The following is an 18,597-nucleotide window of genomic DNA, read 5'->3' as shown; positions in this document are numbered from 1 at the left end:
AAGACCCCGACCCGTGTCACGGTATTACTGACCGAGCGATAAGTAAATAAGAGCGATGTGTCTCGGAGGGAAGATGACGACGATCCCGGCGGAGCCGGAGCTGCAGGCCGCGTTCGACGCGACCATCGACCGCCATGACCGGATCGAGCCCCGGGACTGGATGCCGGACGCCTACCGCAGGACGCTCATCCGCCAGATCGCCCAGCACGCGCACTCCGAGATCATCGGCATGCAGCCCGAGGGCCACTGGATCGGCCGCGCGCCGTCGCTGCGGCGCAAGGCGATCCTGCTGGCCAAGGTGCAGGACGAGGCGGGGCACGGGCTCTATCTGTACTCGGCGTGCGAGACCCTGGGCGTCTCCCGCGCCGAGCTGACCGAGCTGCTGCTCACCGGCAGGCAGAAATATTCCTCGATCTTCAACTACCCGACGCTGTCGTACGCCGACGTCGGCACGATCGGGTGGCTCGTGGACGGGGCCGCGATCTGCAACCAGGTGCCGCTCTGCCGCACCTCCTACGGCCCGTACGGCCGCGCCATGATCCGTATCTGCAAGGAGGAGTCCTTCCACCAGCGACAGGGGTACGAGCTGCTCATGACCATGATGCGCGGGACCGTCGAGCAGCGGGCCATGGTGCAGGAGTCCGTCGACAGGTTCTGGTGGCCGGCGCTGATGATGTTCGGGCCGCCGGACGCGCAGTCGCCCAACAGCGAGCGGTCGATGGCGTGGGGCATCAAGCGCAACTCCAACGACGAGCTGCGCCAGAAGTTCGTGGACATGACCGTCCCGCAGGCCGAGGCGCTCGGCGTGACGCTGCCGGACCCCGGCCTGCGCTGGAACGAGGAGCGCGGGCACTACGACTTCGGCGAGCCCGACTGGCAGGAGCTCGCCGCCGTCATCCGGGGTGACGGGCCGTGCAACGCGCAGCGGCTGGCGCACCGCAGGGCCGCCCACGAGGAGGGCGCCTGGGTCCGCGAGGCCGCCACCGCCTTCGCCGCCCGCGAAGCCGCGGCTCGCGAAGCCGCGGCTCGCGAGGACGCCGCTCGCGAGGTCGCCGCACGCCAAGACGCTGCCCGTCAGGGCGCCGCTCGCGAGGACGCCGCACGCGAAGGCGCCGGTCGTGAAGGCGCCGACGCCTCCGTCGCGCGCGGAGGCGGCCGATGAGCGCCGACCGGCGGGAATGGCCGCTCTACGAGGTGTTCGTCCGCGGCAAGCGCGGCCTCAACCACGTGCACGTCGGTTCGCTGCACGCCCCGGACGACACGATGGCCCTGCGGCACGCCCGCGACGTCTACACCCGCCGCAACGAGGGCGTCAGCATCTGGGTCGTCCGCGCCGACGCCATCACCGCCTCCAGCCCGGACGAGAAGGACCCGCTGTTCGGGCCGAACGGCGACAAGGTCTACCGGCACCCCACGTTCTACGACATCCCCGCCGACGTCCCGCACATGTGAGAAACGGATCGAACACCATGAGCGACGAACACGGCAGCGTCTTCGACGGCCTGCTCGGCGGCGACTCCTCCCAGTGGGCCTTCGGCACCGACTTCGAGGACCCGCTGGCCGGCGTCGACACCACGACGCCCGGCGGCGTGGACCCCGCCGAGCTGGCCGCGTACTGCCTGATGCTCGGCGACGACGCGCTGATCATGTCGCAGCGCCTGTCGGAGTGGTGCAGCCGCGCGCCCGACCTGGAAGAGGACATCGCGCTGGCGAACATGGCCCTCGACCTGCTCGGGCAGGCCCGCCTGCTCCTGGCCCGCGCGGCCGCCGCCGATCCCGGCGTCGTGCCCGCCCTGCCCGAGGGCTCGCCGGTGCCGCCGGAGGACGCGCTCGCCTTCTTCCGCGACGACCGCGACTTCAGGAACGTGCGGCTGGCCGAGGTGGCCAACGGGGACTTCGCGCACGTCGTGGTCCGGCTGCTGCTGTTCTCCACGGCCCGGCTGGCGCTGCTGGAGCGGTTGCGGACGAGCCGTGACCAGGTGCTGGCGGCGGTGGCGGCCAAGGGCGTCAAGGAGGTCGCCTACCACCGGGACTGGGCCGGGCGCTGGTTCCTCACGCTGGCACGCGGCACCGAGGAGTCGCACCGCAGGCTCCTCGCCGCCCTCGACGCCCTGTGGCCGCTGCAGGGCGAGCTGGTCGCCGCGCACCCGCTCGAACGCTCCCTGGCGGGGGCGGGCGTCGGCGTGGATCCCGCGTCGCTGCGCGAGGAGGTGGAGGCCGTCCTCGACCAGGTGCTCACCGTCAGCGGCGTCCCCCGCCCCGAGCGCGCGCCCCTGGCGGGCGTCGGCGGGCGGACGGGCCGCGACGGCCTGCACACCGAGGCCATGAGCCGCCTGCTCGCCGAGATGCAGGTGGTGGCCCGTGCCCACCCGAGGGGGCGCTGGTGAACGCCGACCGGCGCGCCACCGAGGTTCCCAGGCAGACCCGCGGCCCCGAGGCGGCGGACGCCGACCTGCACGCCGCCGGAGCCCCCGGGCAGGCCCGCGGCCCCGAGGCGGCGGACGCCGACCTGCACGCCGCCGGAGTCCCCGGGCAGGCCCGCAGCCCCGAGGCGGCGGACGCCGGCCCGCACGCCGCCTCCCAGGCGAGCGACGCCGGGAGGCCGGACGCCAGGCGGCGGGCGGCCGAGGCCGCCGGGGAGGTGCGCGATCCCGAGATGCCGATGCTCACCCTCGCCGACCTGGGCGTGCTGCGCGGGGTCGAGGTGGAGCGGGACGCGGCCGGCGGCGAGGTCGTCATCGCCTCGATCACGCCGACCTACACCGGCTGCCCCGCCATGGCGACCATGCGCGACGACCTCGTCCACCGGCTCAACGACGCCGGGTTCGGCCGGGTCGAGGTGCGGGTCGTGCTGGACCCGCCCTGGTCCAGCGACTGGATCTCCGAACGGGGCCGCCACGCCCTGCGCGCCGCCGGGCTTTCGGCGCCCGGCCCCGCCCCCAGGCGGGAAGGCCCGGTGCTGCTCACGCTGAGCGGCCCGCCCCGGCCCGCCCCGCCCTGTCCCCGGTGCGGCTCGGCGGCCACCCGCCTCACCTCGGAGTTCGGCGCCACCGCCTGCAAGGCCCTCTACCGCTGCACCGACTGCCTCGAACCGTTCGAGCACGTCAAGGAGATCTGAACGATGACCACGCTCGCGCCCGCCCCGTCCAGGGCCGCCGTCTTCCACCCGCTGACCGTGGCGGCCGTGGACCGGCTGTGCGAGGACGCCGCCGCGATCACCTTCGCCGTCCCCGACGAGCTGCGCGACGCGTACGCCTTCAGGGCCGGCCAGTCGCTCACCCTGCGCCGCGTCATCGACGGCCGCGAGCACCGCCGCTCGTACTCGATCTGCGCCCCCGCCGGCGCCGCGCCGCGCATCGGCGTCAGGGAGATCCCCGGCGGCCTGTTCTCCTCCTGGCTCGTGCACGAGGTGCGGCCCGGCGCCCGGATCGAGGCGCAGCCGCCCACCGGCTCCTGGCGCGCCGATCCCGAGCTGGGCGAGCGGCACCTGTGCGTCGCCGCCGGCTCGGGCATCACGCCGATGTTGTCGGTCGCCTCGACGGTGCTCACCCACCCCGGCGCCCAGGTCTCGCTCCTGTACGGCAACCGCACGAGCCGCACCGTCATGTTCGCCGAGGAGCTCGGCGACCTGAAGAACCGCTACGGCCCGCGGCTGCAGGTCGTGCACACGCTCTCGCGGGAGCCGCGCGACGTCGAGCTGCTGTCGGGGCGGCTCGACGGTGACCGGCTGCGCCGGCTGCTGACCGGTCTCGTCCCGGTGGAGGTGTTCGACCACGTCTGGTTGTGCGGGCCGCTCCAGATGGTAGAGGAGGCTCGCACGGTGCTCGCCGGGCTGGGCGTGCCGCGGGACCGGGTGCACGTCGAGCTCTTCTACGCCGACGCCCCTCCCCCGCCGCCCCGCCGCGCCGGGAACGAGCTCACCGGCGCCACGACAGAGCTGACCACCGTGCTCGACGGCCTGCGGACCACCTCCACGGTCTCCCGCGGGACGACGCTGCTCGACGGCGCCCAGGCCGGTCGCGGTGACCTGCCGTTCGCCTGCAAGGGCGGGGTCTGCGGGACGTGCCGCGCCGTCGTGCGGGAAGGAGAGGTGGACATGCGCCGCAACTACGCACTCGAACCGGCCGAGGTCGCCGCCGGGTTCGTGCTGACCTGCCAGACGTACCCGGTCGGCGAACAGGTGACCGTCGACTACGACGCCTGACCCGTCCGACGCCCTGACCTCTACGACGCTCGACCTGTACGACACCTGACCTGGACGACACCTGACCTGGACGACACCTGACCTGGACGACGCCGCCCATCCGCCTGACCCACGACCACCGCACCGTTCACCGATCACAGGGAGCTGCACGTGCCCGAATCCTTCGTCGTCTCCGGCGTGCGGACGCCGATAGGCCGTTACGGCGGCGCGCTCGCCCACGTCCGCCCCGACGACCTGGCCGCCCTCGTCGTGCGGGAGGCCGTGGCCCGCGCCGGGATCGCGCCCGACCTGGTGGACGAGGTGGTGCTGGGCGCGGCCAACCAGGCCGGCGAGGACAACCGCAACGTGGCCCGCATGGCCGCCCTCCTGGCGGGCCTGCCCGACTCGGTGCCCGGCTTCACCGTCAACCGGCTCTGCGCCTCCGGGCTCACCGCGGTCACCACCGCCCGTGCCCTCATCGCCGCCGGGGACGCCGACGTCGTCGTCGCGGGCGGCGTGGAGTCGATGACCCGGGCGCCGTGGGTGACGGAGAAGCCGGCCAAGGCGTTCGCCAAGCCGGGCGCGTCCTTCGACACCTCCATCGGCTGGCGTTTCACCAACCCGCGCTTCGACGCCGCCACGACCGCCTCGATGCCGCAGACCGCCGAGACCGTGGCCGAGCGGTGGGGGCTGACCCGTGACGAGCTGGACGCGTTCGCGCTCCGCTCCCACCAGCGGGCGGTCGCGGCGGCCAAGGAGGGCCGGTTCGCGGACGAGATCGTCGCGGTGCCGGTCGGCACGGGCGCCGCCGGGAGGGGCCCGGCCGGCGAGGACGTGGTCGAGGCCGACGAGGGGCCCCGGGCGGACACGAGCATGGAGCGGCTGGCCCGCCTGCGCCCGATCCACGGCCCCGGCGGCGTCATCACCGCCGGCAACTCCAGCTCGCTCAACGACGGCGCCGCGGCCGTCGTCGTGGTGAGTGAACGCGTCCTGGAGCGGCACGGCCTGACGCCGCGGGCACGGCTCGTGGCCGCCGCGCACGCCGGGGTGCCGCCCGAGATCATGGGGATCGGTCCCGTCCCCGCGACCCGCAAGGTGCTCGAACGCGCCGGCTGGCGCGTCGGCGACCTGGACGCCGTCGAGCTCAACGAGGCGTTCGCCGCCCAGTCGCTGGCCTGTGTCCGCGACCTCGGGCTCGACCTCGAACGGGTCAACGCCGACGGCGGCGCCATCGCCCTCGGCCACCCGCTCGGCGCCTCCGGCGCCCGCATCCTCGTCACCCTGCTCGGCCGCCTGGAGCGCACCGGCGGCCGGCGCGGCCTGGCCACCCTGTGCGTGGGCGTCGGACAGGGCAGCGCGCTCCTGGTGGAGCGGCCATGAGCGGCGGGCCGGAGATGAACGGCGGGCCGGGCGAGAGCGGCGGGCGGGAGACGAACGGCTGGCCGGGCCTGCGCGTCGAGGAGGGCGAGGACCGGGTCGTGTGGCGGCTCAACCGCCCCGAGGTCCGCAACGCGATCGACCACGAGCTGGTACGCGCCCTGCACGACGCGTGCGCCGCCGTCGAACACGAGCCGAAGATCGTCCTGATCATCGGCGAGGGCACCACCTTCGCCGCCGGCGCGGACATCGCCCAGCTCCGCGAGCGAGGCCGCGACGACGCGCTGCGCGGCATCAACTCCAAGATCTTCGACCGGATCCACAAGCTGCCGATGCCCACCATCGGCCTGCTCGACGGTTACGCCCTCGGCGGCGGCGCCGAGCTCGCCTACGCCTGCGACTTCAGGATCGGCACCCCGCGCACCCGCATCGGCAACCCCGAGACGGGCCTGGGCATCCTCGCCGCCGCCGGCGCCGCCTGGCGGCTCGCCGAGCTGGTCGGGGAGCCGCTGGCCAAGGAGATCCTGCTCGCGGGCCGCGTGCTGACGGCCGAGGAGGCGCAGTCCGTACACCTGCTCAACGAGATCGTGCAGCCGGACGACCTGCTCGCCACCGGCCACCTGCTGGCCGACCGGATCGCGGCGCAGGCGCCGCTGGCGACGCGGCTGATGAAGGCCGTCTTCCACGCCCCGCGCGGCGCTCACCCGTTCGTGGACGACGTGGCGCAGGCGGTGCTGTTCGAGACCGAGGAGAAGCAGGCGCGCATGACGGCGTTCCTGGAACGACGCAACCGGAAGGAAGGCAATCGATGAACGCTGACCTGCCCAGGGCCGTGGGAGTCGTCGGTGGCGGGCGGATGGGGGCCGGCATCGCGCACGCGTTCCTCGTCGCGGGCGGCCACGTGGTCATCGTGGAGAGCTCCGCCGAGACGGCCGCCGCGGCGCGCGACAGGGTCGGTGACAGCCTGGCCAAGGCCGCCGCGAAGGGCACGCTCGCCGAGCCGGCGCAGGCGGCGGCCTCCCGGCTGCGGACCACCGCCGATCCTGCCGGGCTGGCCGGCTGCGAGCTGGTGATCGAGGCCGTCCCCGAGGACGCGGCGCTGAAGGCCGGGGTGCTGGCCGTCGCCGAGAAGCAGGCTCCCGGCGCGGTGCTCGCCACCAACACCAGCAGCCTGTCCCTGGCCGGGCTCGCCGCCGGGCTGTCGGCGCCTGGACGCTTCCTCGGCCTGCACTTCTTCAACCCCGTCCCGGTGAGCGAGCTGGTGGAGATCGTCGCGGGGCCGCGTACGGAGACCGGGCTGCTGGCGCGGGCGCAGGGCTGGGTGGCGGCGCTCGGCAAGACGCCGATCACCGTGACGGACTCGCCGGGGTTCGCCAGCAGCCGGCTCGGGGTGTGCCTGGCGCTGGAGGCGATGCGGATGCTGGAGGAGGGGGTCGCCGGCGCGGCCGACATCGACACCGCGATGACGCTCGGCTACCGCCACCCGGTCGGGCCGCTGCGTACCACGGACATCGTCGGCCTGGACGTGCGCCTGGCCATCGCCGAGCATCTGGCCCGCGAGCTCGGCCCCCGCTTCGAACCGCCGCGCATCCTGCGCGACCTCGTCGCCGCCGGTCACCTGGGCCGCAAGACGGGGCAGGGCTTCTACACCTGGTGAGCGCCGGGCCGTGGCGGGTCAGGGCTCGTGGCGGGCGAGGCCGTCGAAGGCGATGGAGGTGATCGCGTCGGCCACCATCGCCTGGTCGTACGCGCCGTCCGGCCGGTACCACTCCACCAGCGAGTTCACCATGCCGAACAGCAGCCGGCTCACCAGCGCGGGCGGCACGTCGTCGCGCAGCGCGCCCTCGGCGACGGCGTCCGCCACGAGCGCGGCCAGCCGGTCGTCGAGCCAGCGCCGCCGCTCCAGCGCGGCCAGCTCGATCTCGCTGTTGCCGCGCACCCGCAGCAGGAGCGTGACGGACGGCTGGTGCGCGACCAGCACCTCCACGCTGCGCCGCACCACCTCGCGCAGCCGCTGGTAGGCGCCGGCCCCGGGCTGCTCGCGCGACGCCTCGGTCACGACGGTGGTGAGCTCGTCGAGCGCGTCGTCGAGCGCCTGGCCGAGCAGCTGCTCCTTGCTGGTGACGTGGTGGTAGATGGCCGGCTTGGTCAGCCCGAGCTCCTTGGCCAGGTCGCCCATGCTCGTGGCGTCGTACCCACGCCGGTTGAACAGCTCGACAGCGGCGCGCAGGATCGCCGACTGGTCATGGCCTGGACGGCCCCGCCTGCGGCGGGGGGCCGGTTCGGCATGTTCAGTCGTGGTCATCCTCGCAGCATCTCACGCGCGCCGGACCGCCCCGACCGCGCGGGTGGCGGTCAGCTCATACTCCGGTGGCCGTGAGGACGTCGTGGTGCGTGACGGTGGTGTCGTAGGTCAGCAGGACGGCCCGGGCCTCCGGCTCGACGACCGCTGTGCCGGGGTCGTCCCCGGCGAAACCCCTGATCGAGTCGAGGGAGTCCCAGAGGGTGATGACCTGCAGCTCGACGTGGTCATCAGTGACCCGCTGGAGCACGTAGGCGCCTCGATGTCCGTCGGTCCCGCGCAGCTCCGGGAGGACGGCGCCGGTGAAGTGGCGCCGGTAGGCGTCGGCGCCGTCCTGGGTGGCGGTCGCGTGCCAGATCCTGGCGATCATCGTGACTCCTGCGGGCTCGGAGGTGCCAACAGGATGGCGATCGACCACGCCGGCGCGCCAGGGGGCGGCCCGCCGGGGAGAGCGGTTCCCCGCGGCGGGCCGCGCCAGGCTCAGGCCTGGTTGTCCACTTCGAGCACGAACCGGGCGAGCTCCAGCCGGTCGATGTTGGGGCCGAAGGCGCCGGCGTTGCCGAGGACGAGGGCGCCGTTCGCGGTGGTGAGGGTGAGCGGGGTGGCCTGGGGCCAGAAGTTGTCCCACGCGTAGTTGTGCCGGAACACGCCGCGGGTCGTCGCGCCGCCGGTCTCGGTGATGTCGAGGAAGCGGCTGATGACGTCGGTGTTGTAGGCGTGCCCGGTGTTCCTGTCGGCGTTGGCGTAGTGCGTCACCAGGACGTACTGGCCGGGGCCGAACCCGGCCGGCCGGGTGAGGGTGAGCGTGTTGGCCGCGCCGTTGCCGAGGTCGCCCACGTACGCGCCGGCGGAGGCGTTCGAGCCGCCGCCCGCGCCGACCACGCGGGCCGTGCCGGCCAGGCGGGCCTGCTCGGCCTCGACCCGGTGCACCGCCGCGTCCGCCTGCTCGGCCCGTACGGTGACCAGCTCGCGCAGGTGCAGCCCCGCCGGGCCGCCGACCTCGACCTTCGAGATCCCGGCCGGCAGGTGGACCCGCAGGCGCGAGGCGCCGTCACCGGGCCGTGCCGCCCGCACGCCGGGGACCGCGCGCCCGTCGACGCGCACGTCGAGGTCGCCGGCCCTGTCAGAGCGGTACGACAGGGTCAGGTCGTGGTAGCCGTCCTCGCCGGCGGCGACGAAGAACGTGGCGCGGGCGCCGCCGCCGAGGGCGATGGCGGGGCCGGCGCCGGAGCGGGTGAGGCTCGCGCCGCCGGTGAGCCTGGCCTCGTCGGCCGGGTAGGCCGCCCGCTCGGGCCCGGTGACCTCGGTGAGGTCGAACCTGTCGAGGGTGATGTCGCTGCCGGGCAGCAGGGTCGTGCCGTCTGCGCTGGTGCGCAGCGACAGCCGGTGGGTGCCGGCGGTCAGCTCGACCTCGACGTCGGTGCGGCCGCGGTAGGTCCAGCCGAGGGTGGCCGAGTACTGCACGAGCTGGTCGAGGGCGCCGTCCACGAACAGCGCGTGCCTGCCGGGCGCCTTGTTCGCGCCGTGGTAGACGCCGAGGCGGTAGCGGCCGTCGCGCGGGACGGTGACGGGGAACGTCACGGCCGAGTCCGGCCGGTTCATGGCGCCGACGTCGCGCTTGCCGGAGGTGGCGTACTTCTGGGGGTCCGCCGTGGTGTCCTGGTCGTAGGCCTGGGCCGAGGTGAGGGTGGCGGACTCGGCCTCGACCGACGCCGTCCACGGCGCGTCGGCGGCGGGGGCCCGGCCGCTCGACGGGACGATGGTCACCCGGTAGGCGGCCATGACGTCGCCGCCGGGCAGGTCGATGCGCAGTTTTCCGCCGGGCGCGGTGGTGCGGCGCGCCGCGACGACGGACGGCTTGAGCGCGTCGCCCTCGTACCCCGTCCAGGCCGTCCTCGACACGACGACGTCGACCTGCCCGCCGAAGAGGGCCGGGTCCAGCCCGGTGACGTCGAGGCGGACCGGCTGGGCGCCGCCGCCGACCAGGACGGTGCCGCGCCGCGCGGACGCGTCGATGGCCGCGACGGCCTGCACGGTGTCGGGGACGTTCAGTCGCGGCGGGGTCGCCTTGACGGTCTCCCCGGTCAGGTCGGCGTACCACTTGAGCAGCCACCAGCCGCCGTTGGCCTGGCGGGTGCGCACGGCGTGGTCGTCGAGGTTGCCGGCGTAGGTCCAGTACGCCATGTCGGCGTCGACCTTGGTGTCCTCGAACATGGAGATCCACTGGATCAGCTGGCCGGGGACGGACATGTCGCGCCGGTTGCCGTACTCGTCGATGTTGACGGGCAGCGGGCCGATGCCCAGCTCGCGCTCCAGGGCGCGGTAGTGCTCGTGGTGGCCGCGGTAGCCGGCCAGGCTGTCGCGCGACAGCTCGTGCCAGGCCATGATGTCGGGCAGGCAGTCGCCGCCGCCGCAGGTGGCGTCCCTGGCCCAGGTGAGGAAGTCGCGCAGGCGGCCGGGGTTGTACCGGGCCTCGTTCGGGCCGACGATCCTGGCCTGGGGGTCGATGGACCGGATGCGCTCGACGACCGCCTTCCAGTCGCTGAAGAACTTCTCCTTGAGCGTGTCCCAGTCCTGGTACCAGATGTAGTCGGGCTCGTTGAACGGCACCCAGACGAACCTGCCCTTGTCCGACGGCCGCTCGCGGACGACCTTGCGCACCATCGTGTCGACCTTGGCGAGGTAGTCGTCGATGCCCAGGTTCTCGTACGGCCAGCGGCTGTAGACGTCCTGCATGTAGACGACGATCTCCTCGCCGCCGGCGCCCAGGAAGCCGTCCGCGATCACCAGCGCGTCCCCGTTGGGGTGCTGGTCGCCGTCCGGGGCCTTCTGCGCGACGGTACGGGGGCGGGCGCCGGCGAGCAGCGCGTCTCCCGGCACGCCCGGGTCGGACAGGCCGTACAGCATGCCGGTCGCGCCGCCGTGGACGGGGCCCGTGCGCTGGGCGAAGTCCACGGTGACCACGTCCGGGGCGGCCTCGGCGCGGGCTGGGGTCATGGTAAGGGAGGCTAAGGCCAGGACGGCGGCCACGGTGACGGCTCGCCCGGTCAGCCGGTGTCGGCGCATGGGAGTCCTCTCGGGTCGTGTGACCGGTCACACACTCGCCTTACTGTGACCGGTCACACAGTTCAGGGGAAGCCCTCGTCATCGGATCGTTACGCGGAGGTTCCGGGCACTGATACGGATACAGCCGCTGTTCACGAGAAGTTCGGGGCCCCGTTCTACACTGGCGGGCTGCGAGCACTTCGATCATCCGGGAACCCTTACAGACCTCCGGAGGTACTTGTGCGCAGCACACGGCGGCCCGCGCAGGCCATCGCGGCCGCGGCGGCCATCGCCCTGTTCGGCGTGGCCGCCCCCGCGGCCGGCGCGGTCACGTCAGAGCAGTCCCCGGCCGGGGCCCCCTGCTCGGCCGACGTCTCCCTGCTCGGCTTCACCGACAGCCTGGACAAGACGACGTTCGAGGGCACGGCCGTCGGCGGGCTGTCCGCCCTCGCGCTCACCCGCTCGTCGCGGGCGCTGGCGCTGGTGGACAACGTCGGGACCACTCCCGCCCGCCTGTACGACCTCGAGCTCTCCACCGGCCGGGGCAAGGCCCTGTCGGCCGGGATCCGCGGCATGACGACGCTGCGGCGGGCGGACGGCACGCCGTACACCGGGGCCGACTTCGACGGCGAGGGGCTCGTCGCGGAGCGCGGCGGGCGCAGCGTGCTGGCCGGTTCCGAGACCGAGCCGTCGATCCGGCGCTTCCGGCTCTCCGACGGCCGCCAGGTCGCCGAGCTGGAGGTGCCGCAGCGGTTCCGGGTGGCCCCGGCCGGCCAGGCCGCGACCAACCAGACCTTCGAGGCGCTGGCCGCCACGCCGGACGGCCGCGTGCTGTACGCCGGCATGGAGGGGCCGCTGTCCGCCGACGGCCGCGACGCCGAGGGCCGCGGCCTGCAGCGGATCCTGCGCTACGAGGGCAGGCCGGGCGGCGGCTACGCGCCCGCCGCCCAGCACGCCTACCGCACCGACCCGGGGCTCGGGCTCGTCGAGCTGGTCGCGCTCGCAGACGGACAGCTGCTGTCGCTGGAGCGCGGCTTCACCGCCGGGGTCGGCAACACCGTGCGGGTGTACCGGGTCTCCGCCACCGGCGCCGCCGACGTGTCCGGCTTCGAGTCCCTGTCCACCCTCACCGACCAGCGCGCCTGGCTCGGCAAGCAACTGCTCGCGGACGTCGCCGACTGCCCGCCGTCCGGGGCCACCGCCGAGCAGCCGCAGCCCAACCCGCTGCTGGACAACATCGAGGGCATGGCGCTGGGCGGCCGGCTGTCCGGCGACCGCCGCACGCTCTACCTGGTCTCCGACAACAACAACAACGCCGCGCAGACCACCCGCCTGTACGCGCTGAGCGTCCGCCTGCCGGACGAGGCCCGGCTGACGGGGCGGGCGCTGCTGTCCGCCACCGCCTACCAGCCCGGCCCCACGTCCGGGACACAGCTCCCGCCGGCGACCGTCAACGGGGTCACGCCGCCGTTCGCCGGCCAGCCGATCCCCGGCTTCTCCGCGGTGATCCCGGCCACGCCGCGCTCCCGGTCCGCAAGCCGGCTGCTCGCCATGCCGGACAACGGGTTCGGCGCCAAGAACAACTCGGCCGACTTCCTGCTGCGGGCCTACATCGTCGAGCCCGGCTACCGCTCCGGCGAGATCGAGGTGCGCTCGCGCCTCGGCTTCCGCGACCCGGACCGCAAGGTGCCGTTCCCCATCGTCAACCAGGACACCGCCGACCGGCTGCTGACCGGGGCTGACTTCGACATCGAGTCGCTGGCCTGGGACGCGCGCGGCGACCTGTGGATCGGCGAGGAGTTCGGGCCGTACCTGGTGCGCACCGACCGCACCGGCAAGGTGCTGCAGGCGCCGATCCCGCTCCCGGACGGCACCAAGTCCCCGCAGTCGCCCGACCTGGCCGCCGGCGAGAGCCCCACGCTGCCGGCCAGCCGCGGCTTCGAGGCCATGGCCGCCGCCGCGGACGGCTGGACGCTGTACCCGATCCTGGAGGGCGCCAAGAACGGCGACCCCGACCAGCGGCGGCGCGTGGTCTACGAGTTCGACGTACGCAAGGCCGCCTACACCGGCCGGACCTGGACCTTCCGGGTGGACGAGCCCGGCCTGCTCGTCGGCGACGCGGCGGTGCTGGACGGCCGGCGGCTGCTGCTGATCGAGCGGGACAACGAGATGGGGCCGGCCTCCCGGGTCAAGCGGCTGGTCGTCACCGACCTCGACGCCGCCGGGCAGGACGGGGTGCTGCCCCGCCGTACCGCCGTGGACCTGCTGCGCCTCGCCGACCCGAAGGGCGTCTCCACGCCGGCCAGGCCCGGAGAGTACGGGGTCGGGCCGCTGTTCTCCTTTCCCCTGCAGTCGGTGGAGTCGGTGCTGCCGCTGGGCGGTGACCGGGTGGTGGTGGCCAACGACAACAACTTCCCGGGGAACGACGGCCGCATCCCGGGCCGGGCCGACGACACGGAGCTGATCGTCATCGACGTGCCCGGCCTGCGGGGCTGATCCTGGGGTTCGCGTCCTCACGGCTGAGGAGCCCGCCGAGGGCGGCGGCGAGCAGGGGCAGCGCGGCGGCCATGGCCGCGATCAGTGCCCATCGGGTCTCGAAGGGTACCCGGTCGGGCTCCTCCCACGTGGTCGTCCACACCCAGATCAGCGACATCCCGATGGGGATCCCGGCGACCGCGCCCAGCACCGTCCCGCAGAGCGCGGCGAGCCCGGTGCGGGAGGCCGCGAACCACCGGAAGGCCGATCGCCTGCCTGTCACGTGCCGGAGCACCCGGGCCGGGCGAGGGCTCACGGTCCTGCCCCGGCCGGTGGCCAGCGCGCCGCCGGCGGCGACGAGGAACGCCGCCGCGACGACGGGTACCCAGCCCGTCGCCGGCTGGAACCCGCGCTCCACGTAGGTGTCCGCGACCTCGTCGCCCAGGCGGCCGTCGAGCCGCTCCTGCTCGTCCACCGAGACCCGGCGCAGTGTGGGATCGACGATCAGCTCGTCCGGTTCGAGCCGGAAGCCGAGGTCACGGACGATCTTCGAGGGGACGAAGACGGTCTCCATGGTGGGGTCGGCGGTTCTGGCGACACGCGCCGGAACGATCCTGACCGTCGGCCGATCGCCGTCCCTCTTGTCCACGGCATGGACGATCTCGACCGCATCCGCCTGCACGTCGGCGTTCGTGACCACCACGACCGTGTTCTCGTCGTACGGCGTCGACTGATGGCCCGTGAGATAGCGCAACATCGCCCCGTCGCCGATGACATGCGGCCAGTGGACGACCTCTTGCGGCTGGTCGTAGTCCTCCGCACGTATCTGGAAGAACCGGGATGCGTCGGAGAGCCTCTCGCTCTGGGCGACGGGCACTCCGGGTAACTCCCGCTCGATCGCCGCCCTCACGGTGCCGGCGTCGGCGGCCGAGAAGTGCCCCACGAGGAGGGCGCCGGGCCGCGCCTGGGGAAGGTAGCCAGCCCTGCTCTGCCCCGTCACGCCGACCGCGATGATCGTCAGCGCGATGCCGAACGCCGTCGCGATCATCGTCACCGCGACCGCGGGCGCCGTGGACCTGCGACGCCCCGCCAGGTCGCGGGCCGCCAGCCGGGCGGGCAGCGGCAGCCGGGCCGCGTGCCGGTCGAAGATCCCAAGCAGCCACGAGCTGGACGGTCCTAGACCGGACACCAGCAGGCCCGCGCCCACCAACCCCAGCAGCAGCATCCCCAGGAACGGGAAGGCGCCGAGGCCGGAGTCCTCGCGCCCGAGCCACGCGCTGAGCGCCACCAGCCAGGCGCCGGCGAACGACACGAACAGTCCCCCTACCAGGTAGACCCGGCCGACACGCCCGTGGCGGTCGTGCGGGGCGGACAGCGCCGCGGCCGTGACAGCCGCGGACGCGATCCCCAGAGGAATCGCCAGGAGCACGGCTATCGCGACAAGATCGGCGAGCATGGCCGCATCGTACTGAGCCGTCCTGACGCGGGCACCCGCCTTCGCACCACCGGACGCCCGGTGACGGCGGCGCACACGTCCCGGTGACGCCCCTGCACACGGGCGCCCTCCACGCCGGCCACCTCCCCTGGGCGCACGCCCGGCCGGGCCGTCCCACAGGCGTGCCGCCAGGCCGGGTGTCAGGCGGCGCCGAGCGCGGTCGGTTCCTGGGGGAACAGCCCGTCGAACACCGCGGCCCGGTCGAAGGCCATCGCCCGGGTGCGGGCCCGCAGCTCCAGGTCGTGGCGCTCGGCGGCGGACAGCTCCATGACCACCCGGTCCACGGCCCGCGCCAGGGCGGCGGCGTCGCCGGGCGGGACGATGACGGCGGTGTCGCCGACCGCCTCCAGCGTGCCGCCCGTCGGGGTGGTGACGATGGGCCCGCCGCCGGCCAGCATCTTCTCGGCCAGGGCGATGCCGAACGTCTCGACGAAGTCGGGCTCGGGCTTGGTGGGCAGCACGTACGCCGCGCAGCCCCGCATGAGCAGCGCCTTCTCGCGGTCGTCGACGTCGGTGAGGAAGGTCACCCGGTCGTCCTGGCCGGCCATGGCCCGCGCCTGCTCCAGCATGGGCCCGGTGCCGGCGACGACCAGCCTCACCCGCGACCGGCAGCGCATCCGGCGGTAGGCGGCGAGCAGGTCGTCGATCCCCTTGGCCCTGGTCACCCGCGACAGGAACAGGATGTACCCGTCAGGCTCCAGGCCGCGCCGGGCGAGCGCGGCCCGCGTCGACTCCGGGTCCAGGTCGAGGAAGGCGGAGGAGTCGATCGGCGGGTAGCTGACGCTGACGCGGCGCCGGCACTGCTCGGCGAAGGCGGTGCCGCAGCGGTCGTCCACCTGCTCGGCCGAGGCGACGATCTCCTGCCTGGTGTACTCGGAGACGGCGACGACCTCGTCGTTGGCCAGGAACGTGGTGAACAGCACGGTCGCCGCGCCGAACCGGCCCTCGCGCAGGCAGGATTTGATCACGTTGGTCACGTCGGAGCCGACCGCCTTGGCGACGGTGCGCACGCCGGGCGCGAACCCGGCCGCGCGGGCGGCGGCGACCGCGTCCACGACGACCGCCGTGTGCGGGGCCAGGTACATGGACAGGCAGGTGGTGGAGTACGGCTCGGCCAGCAACTCGACGAGGCGGCCGGTGAGCCCGGCCTGGTAGCGCCCGTCGGGCACCCGGTAGTCGCCGACCGGCTCCGGCCGCTCCACGGTGATGCCCTCGCTGTACGGCAGCAGCCGGTCCAGCGGCTTGAGCGGCAGCCCCGCCGCCCGCAGCGCAGGGATGGGCCAGGTCAGCAGCCGTACGTCGGCGAACCCGCGGGTCAGCGCGACCTCGGCGAGGTTGCGCGCTTCGCCGGAATGGCCGCAGATGACCGGGTCGGCCCTGACCACGATGACGAGACGGCGGGGGAGGTGAGTCATCGCGTTTCCTCCGGTGTCGGGAGCGGATGGGACAGGGACGGCGGGCGGAGGCCGCGCCCCCACGCGGACGGCTCCGGGCCCAGCCGCAGGCGCAGCAGCCCGCCCCGGTGCACGGTGGTGGCGCTGAGGTGCGCCGCGTGCAGGGGTTTGCCGTTGAGCGTGGCCTCCTGGACGTACTGCGCCGGCGGGTCACGGTCGAGGCCCTCGGCACCGATGGGGGTCTCGCGGTGCCCGCTGGTCTCGATGACGAACTCGTTGCCGCCCGCCCGGAGCACGGCGCGGGCGAAGGCGGGCGCGTTGAGGAGGAACAGGTTCTGTCCCGCGACGGGGAACAGCCCCAGCGACGCCCAGACGTACCAGGAGCTGAGGCCGCCGGAGTCGTCGTTGCCGGGCAGGCCGCCGGGGCCGGTGCCGAACTGCCAGGTCAGCGCGGCGTGCACCACCTCGGCCGTGCGGTCGGGCCGGCCGGCGTAGTGGTAGGCCCACGGCGCCTCCATGTCGGGCTCGTTGTTGAGTCCCTCGAAGCGGTTGAGCGCGTAGCCGGCGGCCATCTCCGCCGGCCGCGGGCGGCGGCCGGGCCGCTCCACCGGTTCGGCGCCGTAGCCGAAGAACCGGTCGAGCCTGCCGACGAAGGCGCCGTCGCCGCCGGCCAGGGCGATGCGCGCGGCCATGTCGTGCAGCAGCCGGAAGGAGTAGTTCCACTTGCCGCCCTCGTAGAACTCCGAGTCGCGCAGCAGCCCGGTGCCGGGGTCGAAGGCGTTGCGCCACTGCCGGCCGCGTTCCTCCAGGTCGTCGGCCAGCCCGCCGTCGTTGAGCGCGCGGGCGACCTGGGCGGTGCAGTGGTGGGCGTAGGCGAGGTCGAGGGTGTGGGTGATCGGGTGCACCACGCCGCGCTCGTAGAAGTCCTCGCCGTACCCGCGGCGCAGGTCGCCGACCATGTGCACGAGCGCCCAGCTCCAGTCGAGGTCCGCCGTGCCGAGCGCGTGGGCGTCGGCGAGCGCGGTGTGCGCGAGCGCGCTGGCCTGGCGGAAGAACCGGTCGGCGCCGCGCGACATGCGGTAGCCGATGGGGAAGTTGCCCTCCTCCTCGCAGACCCTGATCAGCGACTCCAGCAGGTCCGCGGCCCGGTCGGGGGCGATGGCGGCCAGCAGCGGGAGCTGGGTCTTGTAGATGTCCCACATGGTGCACACGTCGAACGCGAACGGGCCCGGGGTCGGCCAGAACGGGCTCTCGTCGTCGGCGAAGCACGGCTTGATCAGCGCGTGGTAGAGGGACGTGGCCAGCACCGTACGGCGGGCGGGCGTGCCGCCCTCGACCTGGACGCGGCCGAGGTGGTCGGCCCAGCGCGAGCGGGTACGGGCGAGCACCTCGTCGAAGGCCTGCCCGCTGTGCCCGCACTCGCGCTCCAGGTTCCGGCGGGCCTGGTCGCAGCCGCGCAGCGAGAAGCCCATCCGCACCTCGACGGCCTGTCCGGGCGCCGCGGGGCCCATGAAGAGCATGCCGAAGGGCCGCAGCGTGGTGTGCCGGATGCTGTCGAAGTCGAGCCGGGTGCCGCCGTCGATGAGGCGGCGGTCGTACCAGAGCATCTGCCGCCAGCCGGGGCTGTCGACCTCGACGTAGACCGACAGCGGGACGCCCTCCATCACCACAGTGCCCTGGACGCGGCCGTGGCCCATGCTCTCGACCTGGGCGCGCACCGGCACGGTCCGGCCGAGCTCGATGGCCAGGCCGCCGCAGGACAGGTCGATCACCACGCGGGCGCTGCTGTGCTCGGGGAAGGTGTAGCGGTGCACGGCGACCTTGGTGCCGACCGTGAGCTCGCAGCGGATCCCGGTGTCGAGGGTGGCGGCGTAGTAGCCGGCCCTGGCGACCTCGTCGTACAGCGGCCAGGACTCGCCGAGCACGTCGAGCGGCTGCACCATCGGGGTGACGCGGACGTAGTTGTAGTACTTGCGGATGGCGCCGGTGCCGGACTGCTGGAAGTGGGTGAAGCCGGAGGCCTGCAGCCGCTCGAACATCTCCTCGGGCACGCCCTCGGTGTTCTTGGCGTACCGGCCGTACCCCGTGGGGTACGCGCCGGAGTAGGCGCAGGCGGACACCATGCCGAGCGGCGACGTGGCGCCCGGGTGGGTGTTGCCCACCTGCGGTTTCGGCCACCACCAAGTGGCGGCCAGACCGCGCGCGCGTGGCAGGTCCGTCGCCGCCGTACCGATGAAGGGATCAACGTTGTCGAGGATGGCGGGACTCTACCCAGCGCGGCGCCCTCGTAGGTTTCGGCGAGGTGAACTCCTTGCACGGCGAGCCC

15 protein-coding genes are annotated in these 18,597 nt (G+C 73.9%); 9 read left to right on the top strand and 6 right to left on the bottom strand.

All coding sequences use genetic code 11. The annotated features are described in order from the left end of the window. Positions 1–73: 73 nt before the first annotated feature. The 8 genes from paaA to ACBJ32_RS01760 all read left to right on the top strand — a co-directional run bounded on the left by paaA (position 74) and on the right by ACBJ32_RS01760 (position 7,217). On the top strand, positions 74–1,162 hold the full coding sequence (gene paaA, locus ACBJ32_RS01795; RefSeq protein WP_375125078.1) for a 1,2-phenylacetyl-CoA epoxidase subunit PaaA: 1,089 nt from the start codon (positions 74–76) through the stop codon (positions 1,160–1,162). Continuing rightward, complete coding sequence (gene paaB, locus ACBJ32_RS01790; RefSeq protein WP_253742402.1) at positions 1,159–1,452, top strand: 1,2-phenylacetyl-CoA epoxidase subunit PaaB; 294 nt, start codon at positions 1,159–1,161, stop codon at positions 1,450–1,452. Before paaA ends, paaB begins: the two co-directional genes overlap by 4 nt. A gap of 17 nt (positions 1,453–1,469) precedes the next feature. Further along, positions 1,470–2,387: a 1,2-phenylacetyl-CoA epoxidase subunit PaaC gene (paaC, locus tag ACBJ32_RS01785; protein ID WP_357883911.1), complete on the top strand. Its 918-nt coding sequence runs from the start codon at positions 1,470–1,472 to the stop codon at positions 2,385–2,387. 254 nt (positions 2,388–2,641) lie between these two features. Further along, positions 2,642–3,118, top strand: coding sequence for a 1,2-phenylacetyl-CoA epoxidase subunit PaaD (gene paaD, locus ACBJ32_RS01780; RefSeq protein WP_375125954.1), 477 nt, complete (start codon positions 2,642–2,644; stop codon positions 3,116–3,118). Positions 3,119–3,121: 3 nt separating this feature from the next. Continuing rightward, on the top strand, positions 3,122–4,204 hold the full coding sequence (paaE, locus tag ACBJ32_RS01775) for a 1,2-phenylacetyl-CoA epoxidase subunit PaaE (RefSeq protein WP_375125077.1): 1,083 nt from the start codon (positions 3,122–3,124) through the stop codon (positions 4,202–4,204). Between the two features lie 150 nt (positions 4,205–4,354). Further along, a complete protein-coding gene (locus ACBJ32_RS01770; RefSeq protein ID WP_375125076.1) occupies positions 4,355–5,563 on the top strand; it encodes a thiolase family protein in 1,209 nt (402 codons plus the stop codon). Then, positions 5,560–6,372 (top strand): enoyl-CoA hydratase/isomerase family protein, encoded by an 813-nt coding sequence (locus ACBJ32_RS01765; RefSeq protein ID WP_375125075.1) that lies wholly within the window; start codon positions 5,560–5,562, stop codon positions 6,370–6,372. Before ACBJ32_RS01770 ends, ACBJ32_RS01765 begins: the two co-directional genes overlap by 4 nt. Then, positions 6,369–7,217, top strand: coding sequence for a 3-hydroxyacyl-CoA dehydrogenase family protein (locus ACBJ32_RS01760; RefSeq protein ID WP_375125074.1), 849 nt, complete (start codon positions 6,369–6,371; stop codon positions 7,215–7,217). Before ACBJ32_RS01765 ends, ACBJ32_RS01760 begins: the two co-directional genes overlap by 4 nt. Before the next feature lie 18 nt (positions 7,218–7,235). On the opposite strand, the gene ACBJ32_RS01755 is transcribed toward ACBJ32_RS01760, so the two are convergent. From ACBJ32_RS01755 to ACBJ32_RS01745, 3 genes are all read right to left on the bottom strand, one after another. Next, on the bottom strand, positions 7,236–7,865 hold the full coding sequence (locus ACBJ32_RS01755; RefSeq protein WP_357883925.1) for a TetR/AcrR family transcriptional regulator: 630 nt from the start codon (positions 7,863–7,865) through the stop codon (positions 7,236–7,238). 55 nt (positions 7,866–7,920) lie between these two features. Continuing rightward, on the bottom strand, positions 7,921–8,232 hold the full coding sequence (locus tag ACBJ32_RS01750; RefSeq protein ID WP_375125073.1) for a hypothetical protein: 312 nt from the start codon (positions 8,230–8,232) through the stop codon (positions 7,921–7,923). A 110-nt stretch (positions 8,233–8,342) separates the two neighbouring features. Then, positions 8,343–10,859, bottom strand: coding sequence for a CBM35 domain-containing protein (locus tag ACBJ32_RS01745; protein ID WP_375125072.1), 2,517 nt, complete (start codon positions 10,857–10,859; stop codon positions 8,343–8,345). A gap of 288 nt (positions 10,860–11,147) precedes the next feature. Between ACBJ32_RS01745 and ACBJ32_RS01740 the strand changes: the two genes are divergently transcribed. Then, a complete protein-coding gene (locus tag ACBJ32_RS01740; protein WP_375125071.1) occupies positions 11,148–13,403 on the top strand; it encodes an esterase-like activity of phytase family protein in 2,256 nt (751 codons plus the stop codon). On the opposite strand, the gene ACBJ32_RS01735 is transcribed toward ACBJ32_RS01740, so the two are convergent. From ACBJ32_RS01735 to ACBJ32_RS01725, 3 genes are all read right to left on the bottom strand, one after another. After that, positions 13,375–14,838 (bottom strand): hypothetical protein, encoded by a 1,464-nt coding sequence (locus ACBJ32_RS01735; protein WP_375125070.1) that lies wholly within the window; start codon positions 14,836–14,838, stop codon positions 13,375–13,377. The two genes, ACBJ32_RS01740 and ACBJ32_RS01735, sit on opposite strands and share 29 nt — an antisense overlap. A 179-nt stretch (positions 14,839–15,017) precedes the next feature. Next, positions 15,018–16,292, bottom strand: a complete 1,275-nt coding sequence (locus ACBJ32_RS01730) for a glycosyltransferase (protein WP_375125069.1) — start codon at positions 16,290–16,292, stop codon at positions 15,018–15,020. Next, positions 16,289–18,529 (bottom strand): glycoside hydrolase domain-containing protein, encoded by a 2,241-nt coding sequence (locus tag ACBJ32_RS01725; RefSeq protein ID WP_375125953.1) that lies wholly within the window; start codon positions 18,527–18,529, stop codon positions 16,289–16,291. The genes ACBJ32_RS01730 and ACBJ32_RS01725 overlap by 4 nt, the downstream gene beginning before the upstream one ends. Positions 18,530–18,597 lie beyond the last annotated feature (68 nt).

Origin of the sequence: Nonomuraea sp. GTA35 (assembly GCF_041950525.1) — a bacterium.
GTDB lineage: Bacteria > Actinomycetota > Actinomycetes > Streptosporangiales > Streptosporangiaceae > Nonomuraea.
The sequence above is the reverse complement of the archived record's forward strand: the minus strand, read 5'-3'. Positions and strand labels throughout refer to the sequence as shown.

Excerpts from the sequence above, each read along its gene's own strand:
- ACBJ32_RS01760 (WP_375125074.1), top strand. The coding sequence starts at position 6,369 with ATGAACGCTGACCTGCCCAGGGCCGTGGGAGTCGTCGGTGGCGGGCGG.
- ACBJ32_RS01745 (WP_375125072.1), bottom strand. The coding sequence starts at position 10,859 with ATGACCCCAGCCCGCGCCGAGGCCGCCCCGGACGTGGTCACCGTGGAC.
- paaE (WP_375125077.1), top strand. The coding sequence starts at position 3,122 with ATGACCACGCTCGCGCCCGCCCCGTCCAGGGCCGCCGTCTTCCACCCG.
- ACBJ32_RS01750 (WP_375125073.1), bottom strand. The coding sequence starts at position 8,232 with ATGATCGCCAGGATCTGGCACGCGACCGCCACCCAGGACGGCGCCGAC.
- ACBJ32_RS01755 (WP_357883925.1), bottom strand. The coding sequence starts at position 7,865 with ATGACCACGACTGAACATGCCGAACCGGCCCCCCGCCGCAGGCGGGGC.
- paaA (WP_375125078.1), top strand. The coding sequence starts at position 74 with ATGACGACGATCCCGGCGGAGCCGGAGCTGCAGGCCGCGTTCGACGCG.
- ACBJ32_RS01765 (WP_375125075.1), top strand. The coding sequence starts at position 5,560 with ATGAGCGGCGGGCCGGAGATGAACGGCGGGCCGGGCGAGAGCGGCGGG.
- ACBJ32_RS01730 (WP_375125069.1), bottom strand. The coding sequence starts at position 16,292 with ATGACTCACCTCCCCCGCCGTCTCGTCATCGTGGTCAGGGCCGACCCG.
- paaC (WP_357883911.1), top strand. The coding sequence starts at position 1,470 with ATGAGCGACGAACACGGCAGCGTCTTCGACGGCCTGCTCGGCGGCGAC.
- paaB (WP_253742402.1), top strand. The coding sequence starts at position 1,159 with ATGAGCGCCGACCGGCGGGAATGGCCGCTCTACGAGGTGTTCGTCCGC.
- ACBJ32_RS01735 (WP_375125070.1), bottom strand. The coding sequence starts at position 14,838 with ATGCTCGCCGATCTTGTCGCGATAGCCGTGCTCCTGGCGATTCCTCTG.